General features: G+C 62.5%; 13 protein-coding genes. 7 read left to right on the forward strand and 6 right to left on the reverse strand.

The features are described 5' to 3' along the window. Positions 1–23: 23 nt before the first annotated feature. Both ACRYLO_RS12860 and ACRYLO_RS12865 read right to left on the reverse strand, forming a co-directional pair. The gene (locus ACRYLO_RS12860; protein ID WP_482660520.1) at positions 24–917 is read right to left on the reverse strand and encodes a 2-dehydro-3-deoxygalactonokinase; all 894 of its coding nucleotides are present in this window, start codon (positions 915–917) and stop codon (positions 24–26) included. Then, positions 914–2,284 carry an MFS transporter gene (locus tag ACRYLO_RS12865; RefSeq protein ID WP_482660521.1) on the reverse strand — a complete coding sequence of 457 codons (1,371 nt, stop codon included), beginning with the start codon at positions 2,282–2,284 and terminating at the stop codon, positions 914–916. The genes ACRYLO_RS12860 and ACRYLO_RS12865 overlap by 4 nt, the downstream gene beginning before the upstream one ends. Positions 2,285–2,317: 33 nt before the next feature. Between ACRYLO_RS12865 and ACRYLO_RS12870 the strand changes: the two genes are divergently transcribed. Together ACRYLO_RS12870 and ACRYLO_RS12875 are read left to right on the forward strand one after the other, a co-directional pair. Next, positions 2,318–3,043, forward strand: coding sequence for an IclR family transcriptional regulator (locus ACRYLO_RS12870; protein WP_482660522.1), 726 nt, complete (start codon positions 2,318–2,320; stop codon positions 3,041–3,043). Between the two features lie 203 nt (positions 3,044–3,246). Then, on the forward strand, positions 3,247–4,083 hold the full coding sequence (locus ACRYLO_RS12875; RefSeq protein WP_482661745.1) for an SMP-30/gluconolactonase/LRE family protein: 837 nt from the start codon (positions 3,247–3,249) through the stop codon (positions 4,081–4,083). A 9-nt stretch (positions 4,084–4,092) separates the two neighbouring features. On the opposite strand, the gene ACRYLO_RS12880 is transcribed toward ACRYLO_RS12875, so the two are convergent. Further along, positions 4,093–6,501, reverse strand: a complete 2,409-nt coding sequence (locus ACRYLO_RS12880; RefSeq protein ID WP_482660523.1) for an alkaline phosphatase D family protein — start codon at positions 6,499–6,501, stop codon at positions 4,093–4,095. Beyond that, the gene (locus ACRYLO_RS12885; RefSeq protein ID WP_482660524.1) at positions 6,470–8,374 is read right to left on the reverse strand and encodes a CRTAC1 family protein; all 1,905 of its coding nucleotides are present in this window, start codon (positions 8,372–8,374) and stop codon (positions 6,470–6,472) included. Before ACRYLO_RS12885 ends, ACRYLO_RS12880 begins: the two co-directional genes overlap by 32 nt. Before the next feature lie 128 nt (positions 8,375–8,502). Here ACRYLO_RS12885 and ACRYLO_RS12890 point away from each other — a divergent pair, with 128 nt between their 5' ends. From ACRYLO_RS12890 to ACRYLO_RS12910, 5 genes are all read left to right on the forward strand, one after another. After that, positions 8,503–9,657, forward strand: coding sequence for a mandelate racemase/muconate lactonizing enzyme family protein (locus ACRYLO_RS12890; protein WP_482660525.1), 1,155 nt, complete (start codon positions 8,503–8,505; stop codon positions 9,655–9,657). A gap of 4 nt (positions 9,658–9,661) precedes the next feature. After that, a complete protein-coding gene (locus tag ACRYLO_RS12895) occupies positions 9,662–11,107 on the forward strand; it encodes an aldehyde dehydrogenase family protein (RefSeq protein ID WP_482660526.1) in 1,446 nt (481 codons plus the stop codon). Between the two features lie 8 nt (positions 11,108–11,115). Then, a complete protein-coding gene (locus ACRYLO_RS12900; RefSeq protein ID WP_482660527.1) occupies positions 11,116–11,976 on the forward strand; it encodes a 2-dehydro-3-deoxygalactonokinase in 861 nt (286 codons plus the stop codon). Further along, positions 11,973–12,620, forward strand: a complete 648-nt coding sequence (locus ACRYLO_RS12905) for a 2-dehydro-3-deoxy-6-phosphogalactonate aldolase (RefSeq protein ID WP_482660528.1) — start codon at positions 11,973–11,975, stop codon at positions 12,618–12,620. Before ACRYLO_RS12900 ends, ACRYLO_RS12905 begins: the two co-directional genes overlap by 4 nt. A 248-nt stretch (positions 12,621–12,868) precedes the next feature. Beyond that, a complete protein-coding gene (locus ACRYLO_RS12910) occupies positions 12,869–13,579 on the forward strand; it encodes an aldose 1-epimerase (protein ID WP_482660529.1) in 711 nt (236 codons plus the stop codon). 48 nt (positions 13,580–13,627) lie between these two features. On the opposite strand, the gene ACRYLO_RS12915 is transcribed toward ACRYLO_RS12910, so the two are convergent. After that, complete coding sequence (locus tag ACRYLO_RS12915) at positions 13,628–14,665, reverse strand: IS481 family transposase (protein WP_482660530.1); 1,038 nt, start codon at positions 14,663–14,665, stop codon at positions 13,628–13,630. Between the two features lie 57 nt (positions 14,666–14,722). Then, positions 14,723–15,649, reverse strand: coding sequence for a tryptophan 7-halogenase (locus ACRYLO_RS12920; protein ID WP_482660531.1), 927 nt, complete (start codon positions 15,647–15,649; stop codon positions 14,723–14,725). Between the last annotated feature and the right edge of the window lie 39 nt (positions 15,650–15,688).

Consider the following 15,688-nt stretch of genomic DNA (forward strand, 5'->3'; position numbering starts at 1 on the left):
TAATTTCATACCGCCGGTTCGGTTCAGGCGCGCATCTGCGCGAACCCCCGCGCGACGGCGTCACGACCGAGCGGTTTTGCCTGCACCCCCCGCAGCGAGAGCGCCGAACCGTAAAGCGCGACCACGGAGTCATTCCCGCTGAGCAAGACGCAGTCATGGTCGGCGAAGTTCAACTCGCGGATTTCGGCGCCGATCAGCAAGCCCCACAAATGCGAGGCCGCTTGCGCAGGTGCGATGCGTCCCGCGAGAATTGCCGCGCGTATGGAGAATGTCAGTCGCGACAGCCCGCCGCCTTCCATGCCCCGCGCCACGCCATCGCGGAATACCTCGTCATCGGCAGGCGGCCCGCCGATAGTGCTGGCGAGAATGCTATGCTCACCGATGATGGTCGCGAGCTCCACCGTCATTGCCGTATGGAAGGACTGGATCGCGCCCTCGCGCAATTCTATCCACTTGCCATGCATGCCGGGTGCGGAAAGCAACAGAATGCGCTGATCCGGATGCAGATCCAGCGCGCCCAACGCGCCCACCTCCTCGCCGCGCAACACGTCGCGGTCACCAAAACGCGAGAGGCATGCAAGGCCGGGTACGATCGCGACCGGAATGTCGCCCATCCGGTGGTGCTGCAAACCCTCACGCACATTGGCTGGCGTCGCCGGGCAGGAAACCCGCCCAGCCTCCGTCCAGCCGAGCGGAGAACCGATCATGCCTGCCAGCCAAACGGGTTCGTGCGGGTTCCGCTCGCCGGAAAGATCGGCGCAGATACGCGCCAGCAACTCGCTCATCCCCGTCCGGTCGAGATCGGCCAGCCGGACGGGGTGTTCCTGGCGGGCGATCCCGTTTCCCGCTTCATCGATCAAGCGGGCAACTATAAGGGACGTGCCCCATTCCAAGCCGATGAACCGCCGCGCGCTCATTGGACAGCGCCTTCGGTCAGTTTCCTACCGGTCGTCGCAAACCAGGCCGCGACAATCGCCAGGGGATAGGCGATGGCAATAACCAGGAACATCGGGCGATAGGTCAGCGTTTCAACGAGCTGTCCCACCAGATAGGTCGACCCGATGGTCACCAGACCGCTGAATACCGAGCCAATCGCCAACACCTTGCCGATATGGCGCGCGGGATAAAGATCCACCGGCAGCGCCGTCTGATTGGTAACCCATGAGGTGTGGAGGAAGGCGATTAGCGCGCCTAGGCTGATTGAAATCCAGACCTCGGGCTCCAGCGCGTTCAGCGCGCCGACCGGCGCCAGCACCGCGGTCACGGTCATGGCAAAGATGCGCGCGCGCGCAGCGGCAATGCCACGGCGGACCAGCCAGCCCGAGAGCAGCCCGCCGCCTACCGCGCCCACTCCGGCCGCAGCATAAACTACCCAGGAGGAGTCCGCCATGCGCTCGAGGCTGAGACCGCGCTCGTCGATCAGATATTTGGGAAACCAGAACAGATAGAAGAACCAGACCGGGTTGGTCAGCGCGAGCGAGAATGAAAAGCCCCAGACCCCACGCGTGCGCGCGACTTCTATCCAGCCGCGCCAACCACTCGTGGCTACGGATTCAGCGTCAGTGGTCGATTGTGCATCGTCTGCTTCCGTGGGTATCCGCGATTTCCGATATAGCGCGAACCAAGCGACGACCCACAGCATTCCGACCAGACCGGTCACAACGAAGGTGATCCGCCAGCCCACCGACACCAACAATGCCGTGATAACGAGTGGGGACACGGCCGCCCCGAAATGTGCTGCCGAGGAATAGACGCCGATGGCGAGGGCACGCTCGCTCTTGGGAAACCATTCGCGGACCAGCTTGGGCGAGGCGATCCACCCACCGGCCTCACCCAGTCCTAGGGCAAAGCGCGCAGCGCCCAGCTGGAAAACATTCTGCACCAGCCCGGTCAGGCCGCTGGCGAGCGACCACCAGCCGACGAACACCGCCATGCCCCAACGCGGCCCGATCCGATCGACAAGATATCCTGACAGAAATCCGCCGAGCATATAGGCGACGAGGAACGAATTGACGAGCGCAGCATAACCGGCGTCATCGATGGAGAGGTCCTGTTGGACCGATCCAGCCATCAGCGCCAAGGTCTGCCGATCGAGATAATTGAGAAAGGCGGCCACGGCCAGAAGACCGCAAATCACCCATCGAAAGCTCTTGCCAGGATACTTCATCCGCTCTCCGTCCTCCAACAGCTTGTTGCAGTAATAGCAACGCATGTCAACGGACTGGATTTTGTCTGGGACAGGTTGAATGGACGGTCGATTGCTCGATAGTCCAGTGGATCGCATTAACCCCCGCCTCGCGACCTAACAGGAAAGTCCATGGCCGAAATGCTCAATGCCCAACCGAATTTCAGCCTGATCGACGGGATCACCGTCCTGCAGGCGCTAGCGACGTCAGAAACCCCCGTCGGCAGCCGCGAGCTTGCCCGCCGGCTCAATCTCGAAACGACGCGCGCCAACCGCCTGCTGCGAACCCTGGCCTATATGGGCATTGCCCGGCAGACCGCAGACCGCAAATACGTGCCCGGTCCCGGAATGTTCGTGCTTGCAGCGCAGAGCTTGTTCGCCTCTGGTATTATCAAGAAGGCGATGCCGCATCTGGAATCGCTGCGCCGATACAACCTCACCGTCGCATTCGGCGTGTTATGGCGGGATACTGTCAGCTATCTCTATCATGCCCTGCCGGGCATGCCGTCGATCGAGGCATTGGGGCGCATCGGCGTCTATCCAGCAAGCAAGGGTGGCATCGGTCTGGTGCTGCTTGCCGCAAACAGTGATGCCCAACTGCAATCCACATATGGCGAGCGCGAGGTGCCGGAGTTTGACACGCTCGACGCGTTGCTCGCCGAGCTGAACAAGATCAGGGCCGATGGCTATGTCCGTCACCCGGTGATCGACAAACCGGGCGAACACACGCTCGCCATTGCTGTAGGCAATCCACCCCACGCTGCTGTCGCGCTTTCTGGCTGGATTCCCGACGGCGCAACGGACGAGTTGCTCGAAGCACTTCGAGGAGTCGCGACGGCCATTCAGATGCCTGCCTAAGGCGCCGGTTTGAGGCCGATGCCTAGCGTCGCCAGTACTCTTGCGAGCCTGCGCGTTGGAAACTCGGACGGACGACCAGGATATTTGCCAACTTCACATTGTTGACTATCGACCAATCGCTCTGTCATTGAACCACGTCAAAGCGTCCCATGTCGCACCGCTGAGCGAATCGCCGCGGCCAACGAAGAAGGTGAGCTATCAAGATTTTCGACGCAGGACGCTGCCAACTTGGCGAATCGCCGCTCTGGCACCCGGAGCGGGCCGAGCTTTTTTGGGTCGACATCCTCACACGACAGCTGTTCTCCTCTGACGGAGAACACAGACGGCAATGGCAATTCGACCGTCCGGTGTCCGCCATCGCCTGGCATGACCGCACGCAGCTGGTGGCGGCGGATTCAGCAGAATTGCTCCTGTTCGACGTCACCGACGGATCGCGGCGGTCGCTTTGCGGCCTCGAAGCGGAGAACGCCGACACGCGAAGCAACGATGGCCGCGCCGACCCTTGGGGCGGATTCTGGATCGGCACCATGGGTATCGAGGCGCAGGCGCAGGCTGGATCGCTCTATCGCTGGTATCGCGGCGATCTGCGCCGCATCGCATCCGATCTTACCGTGCCCAACGCCGCCTGTTTCGATCACGAGCGCCGCCGCGCCTATTTCGCGGATACCGCTGCACATCAGCTGTTCTTCGTCGAACTGGACGAAAATGGCTGGCCCGTTGCGCCGCCGCGTCTGTTTCTCGACACCTCCACGCAAGGCCTGCTCCTGGACGGCGCCGTCACCGACGCTCCGGGCAACATCCACATCGCCTGCTGGGACGCGAGCAAGCTCATCACGATCTCGCCAGAGGGGGCGATCATTGCCGAACGGTCGATGCCGGTGACCCGGCCGACTTGCCCCGCCTTTGGCGGGAGAGATTTCGCGACGCTGTTCGTTACCAGCGCCACGATCGGGCTGGAGGGCGAGCACGATGGCACCACGCTCTATACTCGCGCCGGCACGCAGGGGAAGGCCGAGCCGCGCGTCACGCTGGGGGATTAGGCCGCGTCGCTAAACTAGCCGGTTGCGGCCTTGATTCTCCTCTTGGTGGATCACCACCGGCCAGCCGGGAAATTGCGCGTCGCGCGGCGCCGACAGATCGGCGAAGAAGCGATAGGCATTCAGCGTATAGGTGCGCGCGCGCGTATCGAACTCGATCACGCCGAATCCGCTGCCCTTTTGCTGCGCCCTCGCGTAGCGATTGACCGCAGTACCGATATCGGGATTGGCGACGGCATAGACATAGATACGATTGCCGAAACTGTCCTCGTATTCGCCTGTCTGCTTCAGACCATGGGAGGGACGATTACGGACCGGCAACCCAACCGCGTCCGGCCGCCACCAGCGGGGCCAGCCAGCCGCGATAGCAGGTGTGCAGAATGCCCAGCTGCTGTCGCGCTGGGCCTCGACCCCATATTGGGTCAGCGTGCCAAGATGGGTGTCCCCGCAGATGTGCAGCGCCTTTGCCTTGCCCATGATCCGTACCGCCCGATCGCGTGCCAAGCGTGGCCAGCCATTGCTATCGATGTCATATTTCAGATAGCGGTCCGGCTCTGGCTGATGCGTCGAGACACCGGCAAACACGGACTGGCTCAATACGGCCTTCAGAGCATGGCCGCGCCAGTCGTCTGCCCAGCGCGCAAGAAACGTTTCCTGTCTGCTGCCCAATAGCTGAAGGTCGGCGCGATCCATCGCCGGGTTGACCGTTCGTGGGGACTCGTCCCGTCCGGTCTCACCAACGACAAGTTTGAGCCGCTCCGGCCCGGACTTCCATTGCCGGTCGGCGATGATCGCAAAACCGACGCCGCCATAGACCAGTTCGGTATAATAGACGCTGATGCCCTGGGCGACCGGCGTGGGATCGACCGGATCGGGCAGGTGAGAGACGGTCGTACGATGCACCGCGTTCACGACTCGGGCCGGTTCGATATAGCCCCCGGCGCCATCGGACCGGCCGGACGCCAGCGCCGCTTCGGAAAATGGCCCCCCCCCTTCCCCCCATAAATTGCCCTGAAGCACGTCATGGTCGTCGGGCAGGCATACGGTCGGCGCGTGACGCATCGCATCGCGAAACGCCCAGCCGAACTGATAATATTTGCGGAGGTAGTTCAGGATCGCGCGATCGACCGGCCCACGGATAACGCCGAACCCGCCATGATTCTCATAAATCTGGTCTCCAGAAAAGAAGACGATATCGGGCTGGAGCCGCACAACGTTGTTCGCCACGGGCTCATAGGGAAAAGCATAATCATTCTGGCAGGTCAGTGCCGCCATCCGCATCACCCGCCCGGCGGGGTTGGCACGTATCGTCCCGGCATATTCGTGTGCTTCGATCTGGCCGTCGCGCAAGTTCTCCCGGTACAGCAACCTGTAGGGCGCGTCTGACGCCGCATCCCAACCGGGGACCCGGAAAGTGGCGACCCAGGCGTCCGGATCGAGTTCGGACGTTGCCAGGGAAATCCATTTTCCGGAACGGCGTATCTGTAGTTCGACGAGTTTGCTGTCGTCAGGCCCCATCGGACCGGTGAGCGCGCTTAACTTCAGGATGAAACCCTCGGCCGTGCGGGTGTCGTTCAACGTATACATGGCCCACAAAATCGGCCCGAACTTGTGCGCCGGGGCATGGCTAAGAGCCCCGCCTTCCAAGCGCCAGTCGCTGAACCGGTAATGCGAGCTTGCCTGCGCCTCTTCAGGGATCGAGAAGTTGCTGACGACCGCGATATTGCCGAGCACCCGATCGGCCGGGACAGTCGCTTCCAGCCGGACTGACGGCCCGGAATCTTTCATATTGCGGACGGATAAAGTCAGCGCCACCTGGCCGCCCCGTGGCTCCCCGCTCAACGACAACTCGGATACGCCATCGCTCATCGGGCGCCGCAAGCTGGCCGAGCGGTCGCCAAGGATGACCTTGTCGCCCAAAATGCCTGCATCCAATCCGCTTTGTACGAAGCAGTTGCTTCGATACTCATCGATCTCGCTCCGGATACCGATCCGGATCGAGGCGCCGCCTTCAGCATCGGCGGTGCCGAGATTGCAAACCCGGACCGTGATACGAAACGGCTCCTGCGCGTCGATCAACTGGTGAAGGAGCGAGTGGACGCTGCGATTTCCGCCCCGCGAGACAGGTTCGACCGCGCCGTCCTTGATGCGCCAATCCTCCATCGGGTTGGCCCAATACTCCCCGCCCGTCCACACTCGGTCATGGCGTGCCGACCAATTGGATGCGGCCGTGCCCGTCAATCTCGCCCTCCGGCTCAACGCGCCTGCCGATACACTGCACGGTGTCGCAAGCGCGCCTGTTACCGCCCCGGCAACGGCCGCCTTCAGGCTTCCCCTGCGGGTCATTCGCTTGCTCACCTTGCTCTCCTCAACCCCGCACCTCGCGAGATCAGTCACCCCGCGCCGGTCGTGCCGGCTCATTTCCCACCATGACGATGCGATTCCCGGCTACATCGCTGCGACGATCGCGCATGCCGTCCCGCCAGATTACTTCTACACTCGCCGCCTTGGTCGACGAGCCCAAACCGAAATGTACCCATTCGTCCATGCTCTGGCTGTGAACTTCGCCCGAAGAGCCGACATGTCGCATCTGCTCGCCCTGCGGCCCGGAGACGCGCACCACCGCGCCCGCGCCGTCTATTCCAGTAGGTGAGGTGCCAACGCGAACGACCAGCCAGTTGCCCACCTTCTCCGTTGCGTTACGATAGAGATACCAGCTGCCCAGATCGTCGTCGCCGCTCAGCAGGTCCAGCTTTCCGTCGCCATTGAAGTCGTGCGCGCCGCTCATGTCGCCATGACTGTTGCCGCCAATGTCCGCGGTGGCGCTGGGCATATCAGTGCTGGCAAACCCGGCGTCGCCGTGATTGAGCAGCAGCGAGTCTGCGATGCGTCGGTGCAACCCACCGAAATGGTGAAGGAAAAAGTCGGATCGGCCGTCATTGTTGAAATCGCCTGCGACCACGCCCCAATTGTTGCGCTTTGCGGCATCGGGCAATCGATCAGAAGCGTCCGCGAACCGGTCGCCATCGTTCCGCAGCAGCAGGTCCGCTACGTCCAGATCCTGCGGCGCCCAGTCCGGTTTGACCGATGAGACACCCGTAAGCGAGGCACGAATGTCCCAGGCGTGATTCCCCGAGAGATACCAGTCGAGACGCCACTGGTCATTGCCCAAGTGCGCGAGATACCAGCCATCGCGGCTACGCTCGGAAGCGCGGCCGCGCGCCTGATCGGCGGTAATCGTCACGGGGTCGACGGGTGTGTCGATCAGTAGCATCCTTGCTCCGAGGAATACCGGCAGAATCAGGCCCTGGGTGCGCCGCCAATGCCAGAAATCGCGTAACGTCACCGGGCCCCGCGCGGTGAATTCGATGCCGTCACTGCCCCTGCTCCCCTCATCGCGCAGATCGAGCCGCCCGCTTTCGAGGTCGAAGTCGATCGCGTTGCTGGCGATCTCGTAATAGGTTTTACCGCGCGCAAGATAGAGATCGAAATCGCCGTCGTTGTCGTAGTCCGCCGCAGCGGCGGCGGTGACGTAGGGGATTTCGCTCATCGTTTTACCAAGTCGCGTCTGCGTGGCGTCGCGGAATCGGAAATCTCCGTCGTTTTCCAGGAAGGAGAGCGGACTGAACAGCACCAGATCGGCGCGGCGGTCGCCGTTGAAATCGGTCACCAGCGCGCGCTCGGCCTCAATCGAGGCGAACAGGTCGCTGGCGCGGTAGCGGAAGCTTCCGCCGAGATTTTCGAACAGCAGGTTGCGCGGCCCGGTTTCGCCAGGCAGCTGCCGCGCATTGAGCGCGATAATATCGAGATCGCCATCGGCATCAAGATCGACCCAGCGCACCGATCGCCCGCGTGCGCCATATCCGGTCAGTCCAGCTTGCTCGGAAACATCGGAAAAGCGCCGCTCGTCCTGGCGAAGCAGGACCGGAGGCCGAGGTTGCTTACCGTTGCCACCACCAACCGCGACAAGCAGATCGAGATCGCCATCGCCGTCATAGTCGCCGGCGGCCACACCATGAACGTCGCGATAAATTTCCGGGAGTTCGCCCGCGACGAAGCGCCCCTCCGCAGTTCCCCAAAATAATTGGGGCGGATGTTCGTCATGGTTCCCAAGCACAAGATCGACATGGCCATCGCGATCCAGATCGGCGATTACCGGCCCGCCGTATTTCCAGCCGCGCTCCGTGGAGATTCCGGATTCCGCAGTTACTTCCGCGAACAGCACGCGAGCTTGCTCCATACGCTCATTCGCAGGCACCGCAGAGACAGTCGCCACGATTAGCCATCCGATCATCGTGCCTCTCCCCGGGAATCATTCGCTCGTGCAAAGTGCCGCAAGACTGTAGATTGTCAACATTTAATACCACCCTTTCATGAGCGGCGGTGCTTGACAATAACGTCGACAATTGACAATTGGGGAGGATGGTAGGGGTGAAGAGCGCGGGTACCGCGATTGACGGGGAGCGATTGGCGATAGCTGGCGGTGCGGCGCGGATCGTGGCGGTCGAGCCGGTGCTCTACCGCGTGCCGCTGGCCGAGGCGCTGGTCGATGCGGGGCACGGCCTGCACACCCATTTCGAGCTGGTCACCTGTCGCATCATTTGTGCCGATGGGATCGAGGGGGTCGGCTATACCTATACCGGCGGGACCGGCGGCACCGCGATCCACGCGCTGCTGCACGACGACATCGCCCCGCTGCTCCACGGCAGTGACGCGCAGAGCCTCGAGGCGCTAGCGGCGCGCATGCGCGCCACGCTTCATTATCTGGGCCTTGGCGGCATCTGCGGCTTTGCCATTGCCGCTGTCGACATCGCGCTATGGGACATTCGCTGCAAGCGACTGGGCAAGCCGCTCTGGCAGGTCGCTGGCGGCACCGATCCTGCCGTGCGCTGCTATCGCGGCCTCATCGACCTTGGCTATTCCGACGATCAGCTGCTTGCCCGTGTCGCCGCCGAGTTCGACGCCGGCCACAGCGGCATCAAGCTCAAGGTCGGCCGACCCGACATCGCAACCGATATCCGCCGCGTGCGCGCCGTGCGCGAACTGATCGGGCCTGAACGCGCGCTCATGGCCGACGCCAACTATAGCTGGGACGCCGACGCCGCCATTACCTTTGCCCGCGGCGTCGAGGACATGGACCTCGCCTGGTTCGAGGAACCCGTCGCCCATGACGACCTCGCCGCCTATGCCAGCGTCGCCGCCGCCACCCCCATCCCCCTCGCTTCGGGCGAAAACCTGCGCACGCCGGCCGAGTTCGACCAGGCCATCGCCCATGACGCCATCGCCATCCTCCAGCCCGACGCCTCCAACATCGGCGGCATCACCCCATGGCTCGAGGTCGCCCGCCGCGCCGCCGCCGCCGGCAAACCCGTCGCCTCGCACGGCATGCACGAACTCCACGTCTCGCTCATGGCCGCCATCCCCAATGCCGCGGCACTCGAAATCCACTCCTTCCCCATCGACGCATACACCACCAACCCAACCACCATCGCACTCGGCCAAACCATCGCCCCCAACACGCCAGGAACCGGCGTCACCTTCAACACCCAACTATTGAAAAACCATCTAGCCAGGTGATCTCATGACCGTTCTCGACCGATATCGCTGCTTTATCGACGGACGCTGGACCGATGGGTCTTCCGGCGAATGGATGCAGGTGCTCGATCCGGCCAGCAACCACCCCTGGGCCGAAGTTCCCGCCTGCTCGGTCGCCGATTGCGATGCGGCGCTCGACGCGGCAACCCGCGCGCAGCCGGCCTGGCAGGCGCTGACGCCGATGCAACGCGCCGTCTATCTCGAAGCGCTAAATCTGAAGCTCGAGGAACAACGCGATCATTTCGCGCGGCTGCTGGTTCGCGAACAGGGCAAAACACTGCGTGAGGCGCATGGCGAAGTGACCGATACGATCGGCTATATGCGCTATGCCGCCCAATCCGCACGCTGGCTGCGCGGCGACATCTGGCCTGCCGACGCGCCGGGCGAGCGATTGATGACCTTCAAGGTCCCATATGGCGTGTGCGTCGCAATCTGCGCCTATAATTACCCACTCGCCCTGATCGGACGAAAGCTTGGTCCGGCGCTGGTAACCGGCAACACCGTTGTCCTCAAACCGCATGAGGCGACGCCGGTGACGGCTGCCGAATTCTGCCGCCTGGTCGAAGAAGTCGGCATTCCGGCCGGCGTCATCAACATGGTCACGGGCGATGGCGCCAATGTCGGCGCGCCGCTGGTCGCTAGCCCAAAGACACGGGTTATTACGCTGACCGGCAGCATCGCCGCAGGACAGCGTGTCGCCCGCCTTGCCGCTGATAATCTGGCGGGACTTTGCCTCGAACTGGGGGGCAAGGCGCCCTTCATTGTGATGGCCGACGCGGATGTTGAAAAGGCTGCGGAGGCGGCGGCGATCGCCCGTTTCGCCAACAGCGGACAGGTTTGCATCTGCAACGAAACCGTAATGGTGGAAGCGTCCGTCGCCGACCGGTTCACAGCGAAGCTGCTTGAAAAGGTTCACGCAATTCGAACTGGCAATCCCATGGACAACCCCGACATGGGACCGCTTGCCACTCGCGCTGCGCGCGACCGCGTCCAGCATATGGTCGAAAGCGCGGTCGCCGCCGGCGCAGAGCTGCTCGCCGGCGGCGAGCAGGGAGCGCCTGAGGGACTTGAGGACGGTAATTGGTTCCAGCCGACCGTGCTCGCCTGTGGGGACGCTTCGCTTCCGCTAATCCGCGAGGAAATTTTCGGCCCTGTCTTGCCGATTATGCAGATCGACGACGCTGACCAGGCAATCGCGCTCGCCAATGGGCGCAACGATGGCCTGTCAGCTTATGTCTGGACCCGCGACAGCAGCCGGATAAACCATTTCATCGACCGTCTCGAAACCGGCACAGTGTTCGTCAACAAGGGCATTTCCGGCTCGTTCCACGGCTATCACAACGGGCACAAGCGTAGCGGCATCGGCGGTGAGGATGGCCCTTATGGGCTTGAAAACTACCTGCAGAAACGCACCGTCTATCTGGGCTATTGAGCTCCGCGATGGGGCATCTGATCGCCGTCGACTGGGGAACGACCAATCGGCGCACCTATGTGATCGACAATGGTGTTGTCGCCCACACCGAGCGCGACGCGCTGGGTATAGGAGCGCTTGGGCGCGACGACTATCCGGCCCTGATTGAGACCATGCGCGCGCGGTATGGGGATTATCCCGTGCTTCTGGGCGGCATGGTCGGATCGAACCGGGGGTGGCATGAAGCCAGCTACGTCCCGGCACCGTGCGACCTCCAGAACATTGCCCGTGCGCTATATGCTGTCGGCGACCGAATCTGGATCGTGCCCGGCATATCCTGGCATGACGGGAAGCACGGGGATGTGATGCGCGGCGAGGAATTGCAGCTGCTCGGCGCGGCGGCCGCCGGGATGGCACCTTCCGGAGCCTTGCTCTGTCAGCCCGGCACACACTGCAAGTGGGCGGAGATCAGCGAAGGTCAGATCGACCGTTTCATCACCGCCATGCCTGGTGAGCTATTTGCCCTGCTCCGCAACCACTCGCTGCTCGCCACCCAGCTTACCGGCGATGTGACGGATGACGCCGCCTTTATCGAAGGCGTGGAGGACGCAAGGTCAGGCGATCTGCTCGCGCGGCTGTTCGGCATCCGCGCTGCCGGAATTCTCGGCCTGCGCGACGATGCCCATGCGCCGTCTTATGCCAGTGGTCTCCTGATCGGTGCGGACTGCGCGGCTCATGGCGCCGGCCGCAATGTCCATTTGCTGGCCGACGAGACGCTTGGGCTACTCTATGCGCGCGCGATCGAGCAGTGCGGCGGTACGGTCGTCATGGTCGATAGCCACGCAGCCTTTGCGGCAGGCGCGATCAAAATCTGGGAACTGGCACAATGATCCGTTTCGAAGACGCGTTCAATCGCATGCCGCTCATCGCAATTCTGCGTGGCGTCCAACCCAAGGAAGCAATCGAGATTGGTGCGGCGTTGATCGACGCGGGAATCACACTGATCGAAGTTCCCCTCAATTCGCCCAGACCCTTCGACAGTATTGCCCGCTTGAGCGAAGCGTGCGGATCGCACGCCGCCATCGGCGCCGGGACTGTCCTGTCGGTTGATGATGTTGCGCGCCTGGCCGATGCCGGCGGGACGGTCGCGGTCAGCCCCAATATGAACACAGAAGTCATCAAAGCCTGTGTCGCGAAGCGGATCGCCAGCCTCCCCGGCGTCGCGACGGCAAGTGAAGCCTTCGGTGCGATCGATGCAGGGGCCACGGCGCTCAAACTGTTTCCCGCCGAAGGGAGCTCGCCAGCCTGGCTTAAGGCGTTGCGCGCAGTCCTGCCCGCCGATGTCGCCGTTCTGCCGGTCGGCGGGATACAGCCGGATAATATGTTACCGTGGTTGCATGCAGGAGCGTGCGGTTTCGGGTTGGGATCGGGACTGTATAGGCCTGGTTCAACGCCTGACGCTGTCCGCGCCCATGCGATCGGTTATGTGGAAGCCCTGAAGAGCGCGCTGGCCCGTGGCGATGCTGAGGCCTAATTGGCGCGGCGCACTGCCATCGACACCGCATCCGGGGACTTTCTTCCCGAGCGGCTCCGCGGTGCGCGTTAGCAAGAAGGGTATGCCGCGAGTTGAGGTCTGAACCAGTACAACTGAGCGCGGCTGATTATCAGGCCGAGATCTACCCCGCCGATGGCGGCAGCCTCGGTCGGCTGACCTGGCAGGGCGAGGATCTGGTGCAGTCTTGCGTTGCTCCCGTACGGAGATGCGACCCCGGAAGCGTCGGTATGTTTCCCATGGTGCCCTTTGGCGGGCGTGTCGCCCACGCTGCCTTCAATTGGCGCGGACGAGAGCACGAACTTTTGCCCCATCCGGGAGAACCCCATGCAGTGCATGGCGACGCCTGGCTGAGTGAGTGGAAACTCGACAGTGCCACCCCTACGCAGGCGAGGCTGCAATTGGTGTCGACCTGCGGACCGCTTGCCTATCGCGCTCGTCAAGACTTCACCCTAAACGAGCATGGCCTTCACATAACGCTGGGCGTGACGAGCCTCTGCGCCACGCCCCTGCCGTTCGGGTTCGGCTTCCATCCCTGGTTCCTGCGCGGCAAGGGAAGCATGCTTCGCTTCTCCGCGCGACGATTCTGGCTGGAAGGCCCCGGTGGCATCCCGACCGACCCCGTTTCCGTGCCTGTCGAGTTGGACTTTGCGGCAAGGGCGGCAGTCCCTGAGAGCTGGCGCAACAATGTCTATGAGGGCTGGCAAGGGGAATTGGAAATAATCTATCCCGAGCGAGGTCTGCGGGTAACAATGTCCGCCTCGCCCAATCTCAACTGGCTGATGTTCTACGCCAATCCCTCCCTCGACGTGTTTTGCCTGGAGCCACAATCCCATCTGCCGGACGCACATAATCGCGCCGAACACCATGGTCTCGTCGAGTTGGCTCGGGGCGAAGGCATGACAGCCAGTATCATGTTTCGCGCCGATGCGCTGGCATAGATGAAACAAAAGGGCTTCTCGACGGATCGGCGCGCGCGACAGCATCCGTCAACCGGCCGGGCGCACATTTGCGAGGCGAGCCAGATTCGCCTGCGAAGTAATCAGCAAATGCGCTCCAAACAAATTGTTTGGTCCCGTTGATTGGTGGTGCGGGTTGACGGTGAAGCGCTGGGGGTCGTCGGCCCAGGCTTTGCAGATGAACTCGTATGGTGTGAGGCCGCGCAGCGTCTTGAGCCGGCGGGCGTAGTTGTAGGCACCGATGAAGTCGGTGAGGTGCGTCTCGAGCTGCCGGTGCGTGTCGTAGTGGTAGCGCTTGACGGTGGCTTCCTTGATGGTCCGGTTCATCCGTTCGACCTGCCCGTTGGTCCAAGGATGCTTGATCTTGGTGAGTCGGTGCTCGATGCCGTTTTCCTCGCATCGCATGTCGAACATGTGCGTGATGTAGCGGGCGGTGGGGCCATCGGCGTAGCGCGGTGGGAAGGTGAACTGGATGCCGTTATCGGTCAGCACGGTGTGGATCTTGTAGGGTACGGCCTCGATCAGCGCTTCGAGGAAGGCTGACGCCGTCACCCGGTTCGCGGACTTCACGAGCTGGATGAACGCGAACTTGCTCGTGCGGTCGATGCCGACATAGAGATGAAGCTTGCCTTCGGCGGTCCTGACCTCGGCGATGTCGATATGGAAGTAGCCGATCGGGTATGGCTTGAACTTGCGCTTGGCCGGTTTGTCGCCCTCGACGTCGGGCAACCGGCTGATGCCGTAGCGCTGAAGACAGCGATGCAGCGACGAGCGCGTCAGGTGCGGGATCGTCGCCTGTAGCGCGTAGAGACAGTCGTCCAGCGGCAACAGCGTGTGACGCCGGAACGCGACTACGACCGCCTCTTCCTCGATCGACAGCGAGGTTGATCTTGGGTCCTTCGGACCCGTTGGGAGATCGGCGCAGAAGGTGCGCTTCTTCCACTTGGCGATCGTCTTGGGGTTCACGCCGTAGCGCTTGGCCAGCGCCCTCAGACTCTCTTCACTATGCTGTATTGCTCGACGGACTGCCTCTGTCGTCCGGGCGCTCCCATGTAGAACCTGGCCCATAATGCCTCCTTCCACTCAGCCGTGGATAATGCACCATCAAAGCATGGGATCAAACACCTAGCCTGGCTGCAGGCCAAATCGCGTGATCTTGTCGAGGAGTTCGCGGGTGCTCGGTAACTGGCTGGTCATCGTTTCGACCTGGCGCTGATTGCGCGTGAATGAGTCGGCCGCGCGCGCACGGCTCACTGCTGACGACCCTCGCGGCGGCACGCGGGTTTCAAATCCCATCCCGTACGGCACATACTGATAGCTGGCAGCAGGGAAGACTTCGACCGCACGGTCGAAATCATCATGCCAGGGCGGCTGCTCGCGCCAGGGCTCAATGAGTTCGGCAAGTCTGTGTGGGATGGACCCGGGATCCCGGTTATCAACCCAGAATTGCTCCTCGTGGGTGCTGAGAATGTAATGAAGCTTGAGGAAGTCGATGATCCTTTCCCAGCGATAGGTGAAGGTCGAATTATAGCGGCGAGCGATAACATCCATGGCCTGACGGGTCGCTGACATCTGATCAGCAAGGAACTGGGCCGCGATCTCGACCAGCAAGATCGCTGACGCCTCGAGCGGCTCGAGGAAACCGGCGGATAGGCCGACCGCCATACAATTTCGCTCCCAAAAGCGCTCGCGATGGCCCGCCTCGAACGCGATCTTGCACGGCACAAGCGCGTCAGCATCGCCTCCGATCGAGCGGACATAGTCGCGCAAATCGGCTTCTGCCTGATCATCATCCAGATGCGCGCCGCTATAGACATGTCCGACACCACGGCGGGATTGCAAGCCGATGTCCCAAATCCACCCCGCTCGCTGTGCGGTGGAGAGGGTGTGCGGGACGATCGGGCTGTCGGGCCTTGGATAAGGAACCTGCACCGCCAGCGCTCGGTCGGCGAACAGAATGTCGCGGCAGGATCGAAATGGCACGCCCAGATGCTGGCCGAGCAGCAAAGCACGAAAGCCTGTGCAATCGATGAAAATGGTCGCCCGCGACATTGCCCGCCTGCGCGGTCACCACAGCCGCGATATTGCCAT

It is taken from the genome of Sphingomonas sp. SDUR79 (assembly GCF_056821745.1).

Coding starts and splice junctions, on each gene's coding strand:
- ACRYLO_RS12860 (WP_482660520.1), bottom strand. CDS start 917: ATGAGCGCGCGGCGGTTCATCGGCTTGGAATGGGGCACGTCCCTTATA.
- ACRYLO_RS12865 (WP_482660521.1), bottom strand. CDS start 2,284: ATGCGATCCACTGGACTATCGAGCAATCGACCGTCCATTCAACCTGTC.
- ACRYLO_RS12870 (WP_482660522.1), top strand. CDS start 2,318: ATGGCCGAAATGCTCAATGCCCAACCGAATTTCAGCCTGATCGACGGG.
- ACRYLO_RS12880 (WP_482660523.1), bottom strand. CDS start 6,501: ATGAGCCGGCACGACCGGCGCGGGGTGACTGATCTCGCGAGGTGCGGG.
- ACRYLO_RS12885 (WP_482660524.1), bottom strand. CDS start 8,374: ATGATCGGATGGCTAATCGTGGCGACTGTCTCTGCGGTGCCTGCGAAT.
- ACRYLO_RS12890 (WP_482660525.1), top strand. CDS start 8,503: ATGGTAGGGGTGAAGAGCGCGGGTACCGCGATTGACGGGGAGCGATTG.
- ACRYLO_RS12895 (WP_482660526.1), top strand. CDS start 9,662: ATGACCGTTCTCGACCGATATCGCTGCTTTATCGACGGACGCTGGACC.
- ACRYLO_RS12900 (WP_482660527.1), top strand. CDS start 11,116: ATGGGGCATCTGATCGCCGTCGACTGGGGAACGACCAATCGGCGCACC.
- ACRYLO_RS12905 (WP_482660528.1), top strand. CDS start 11,973: ATGATCCGTTTCGAAGACGCGTTCAATCGCATGCCGCTCATCGCAATT.
- ACRYLO_RS12910 (WP_482660529.1), top strand. CDS start 12,869: ATGTTTCCCATGGTGCCCTTTGGCGGGCGTGTCGCCCACGCTGCCTTC.
- ACRYLO_RS12915 (WP_482660530.1), bottom strand. CDS start 14,665: ATGGGCCAGGTTCTACATGGGAGCGCCCGGACGACAGAGGCAGTCCGT.
- ACRYLO_RS12920 (WP_482660531.1), bottom strand. CDS start 15,649: ATGTCGCGGGCGACCATTTTCATCGATTGCACAGGCTTTCGTGCTTTG.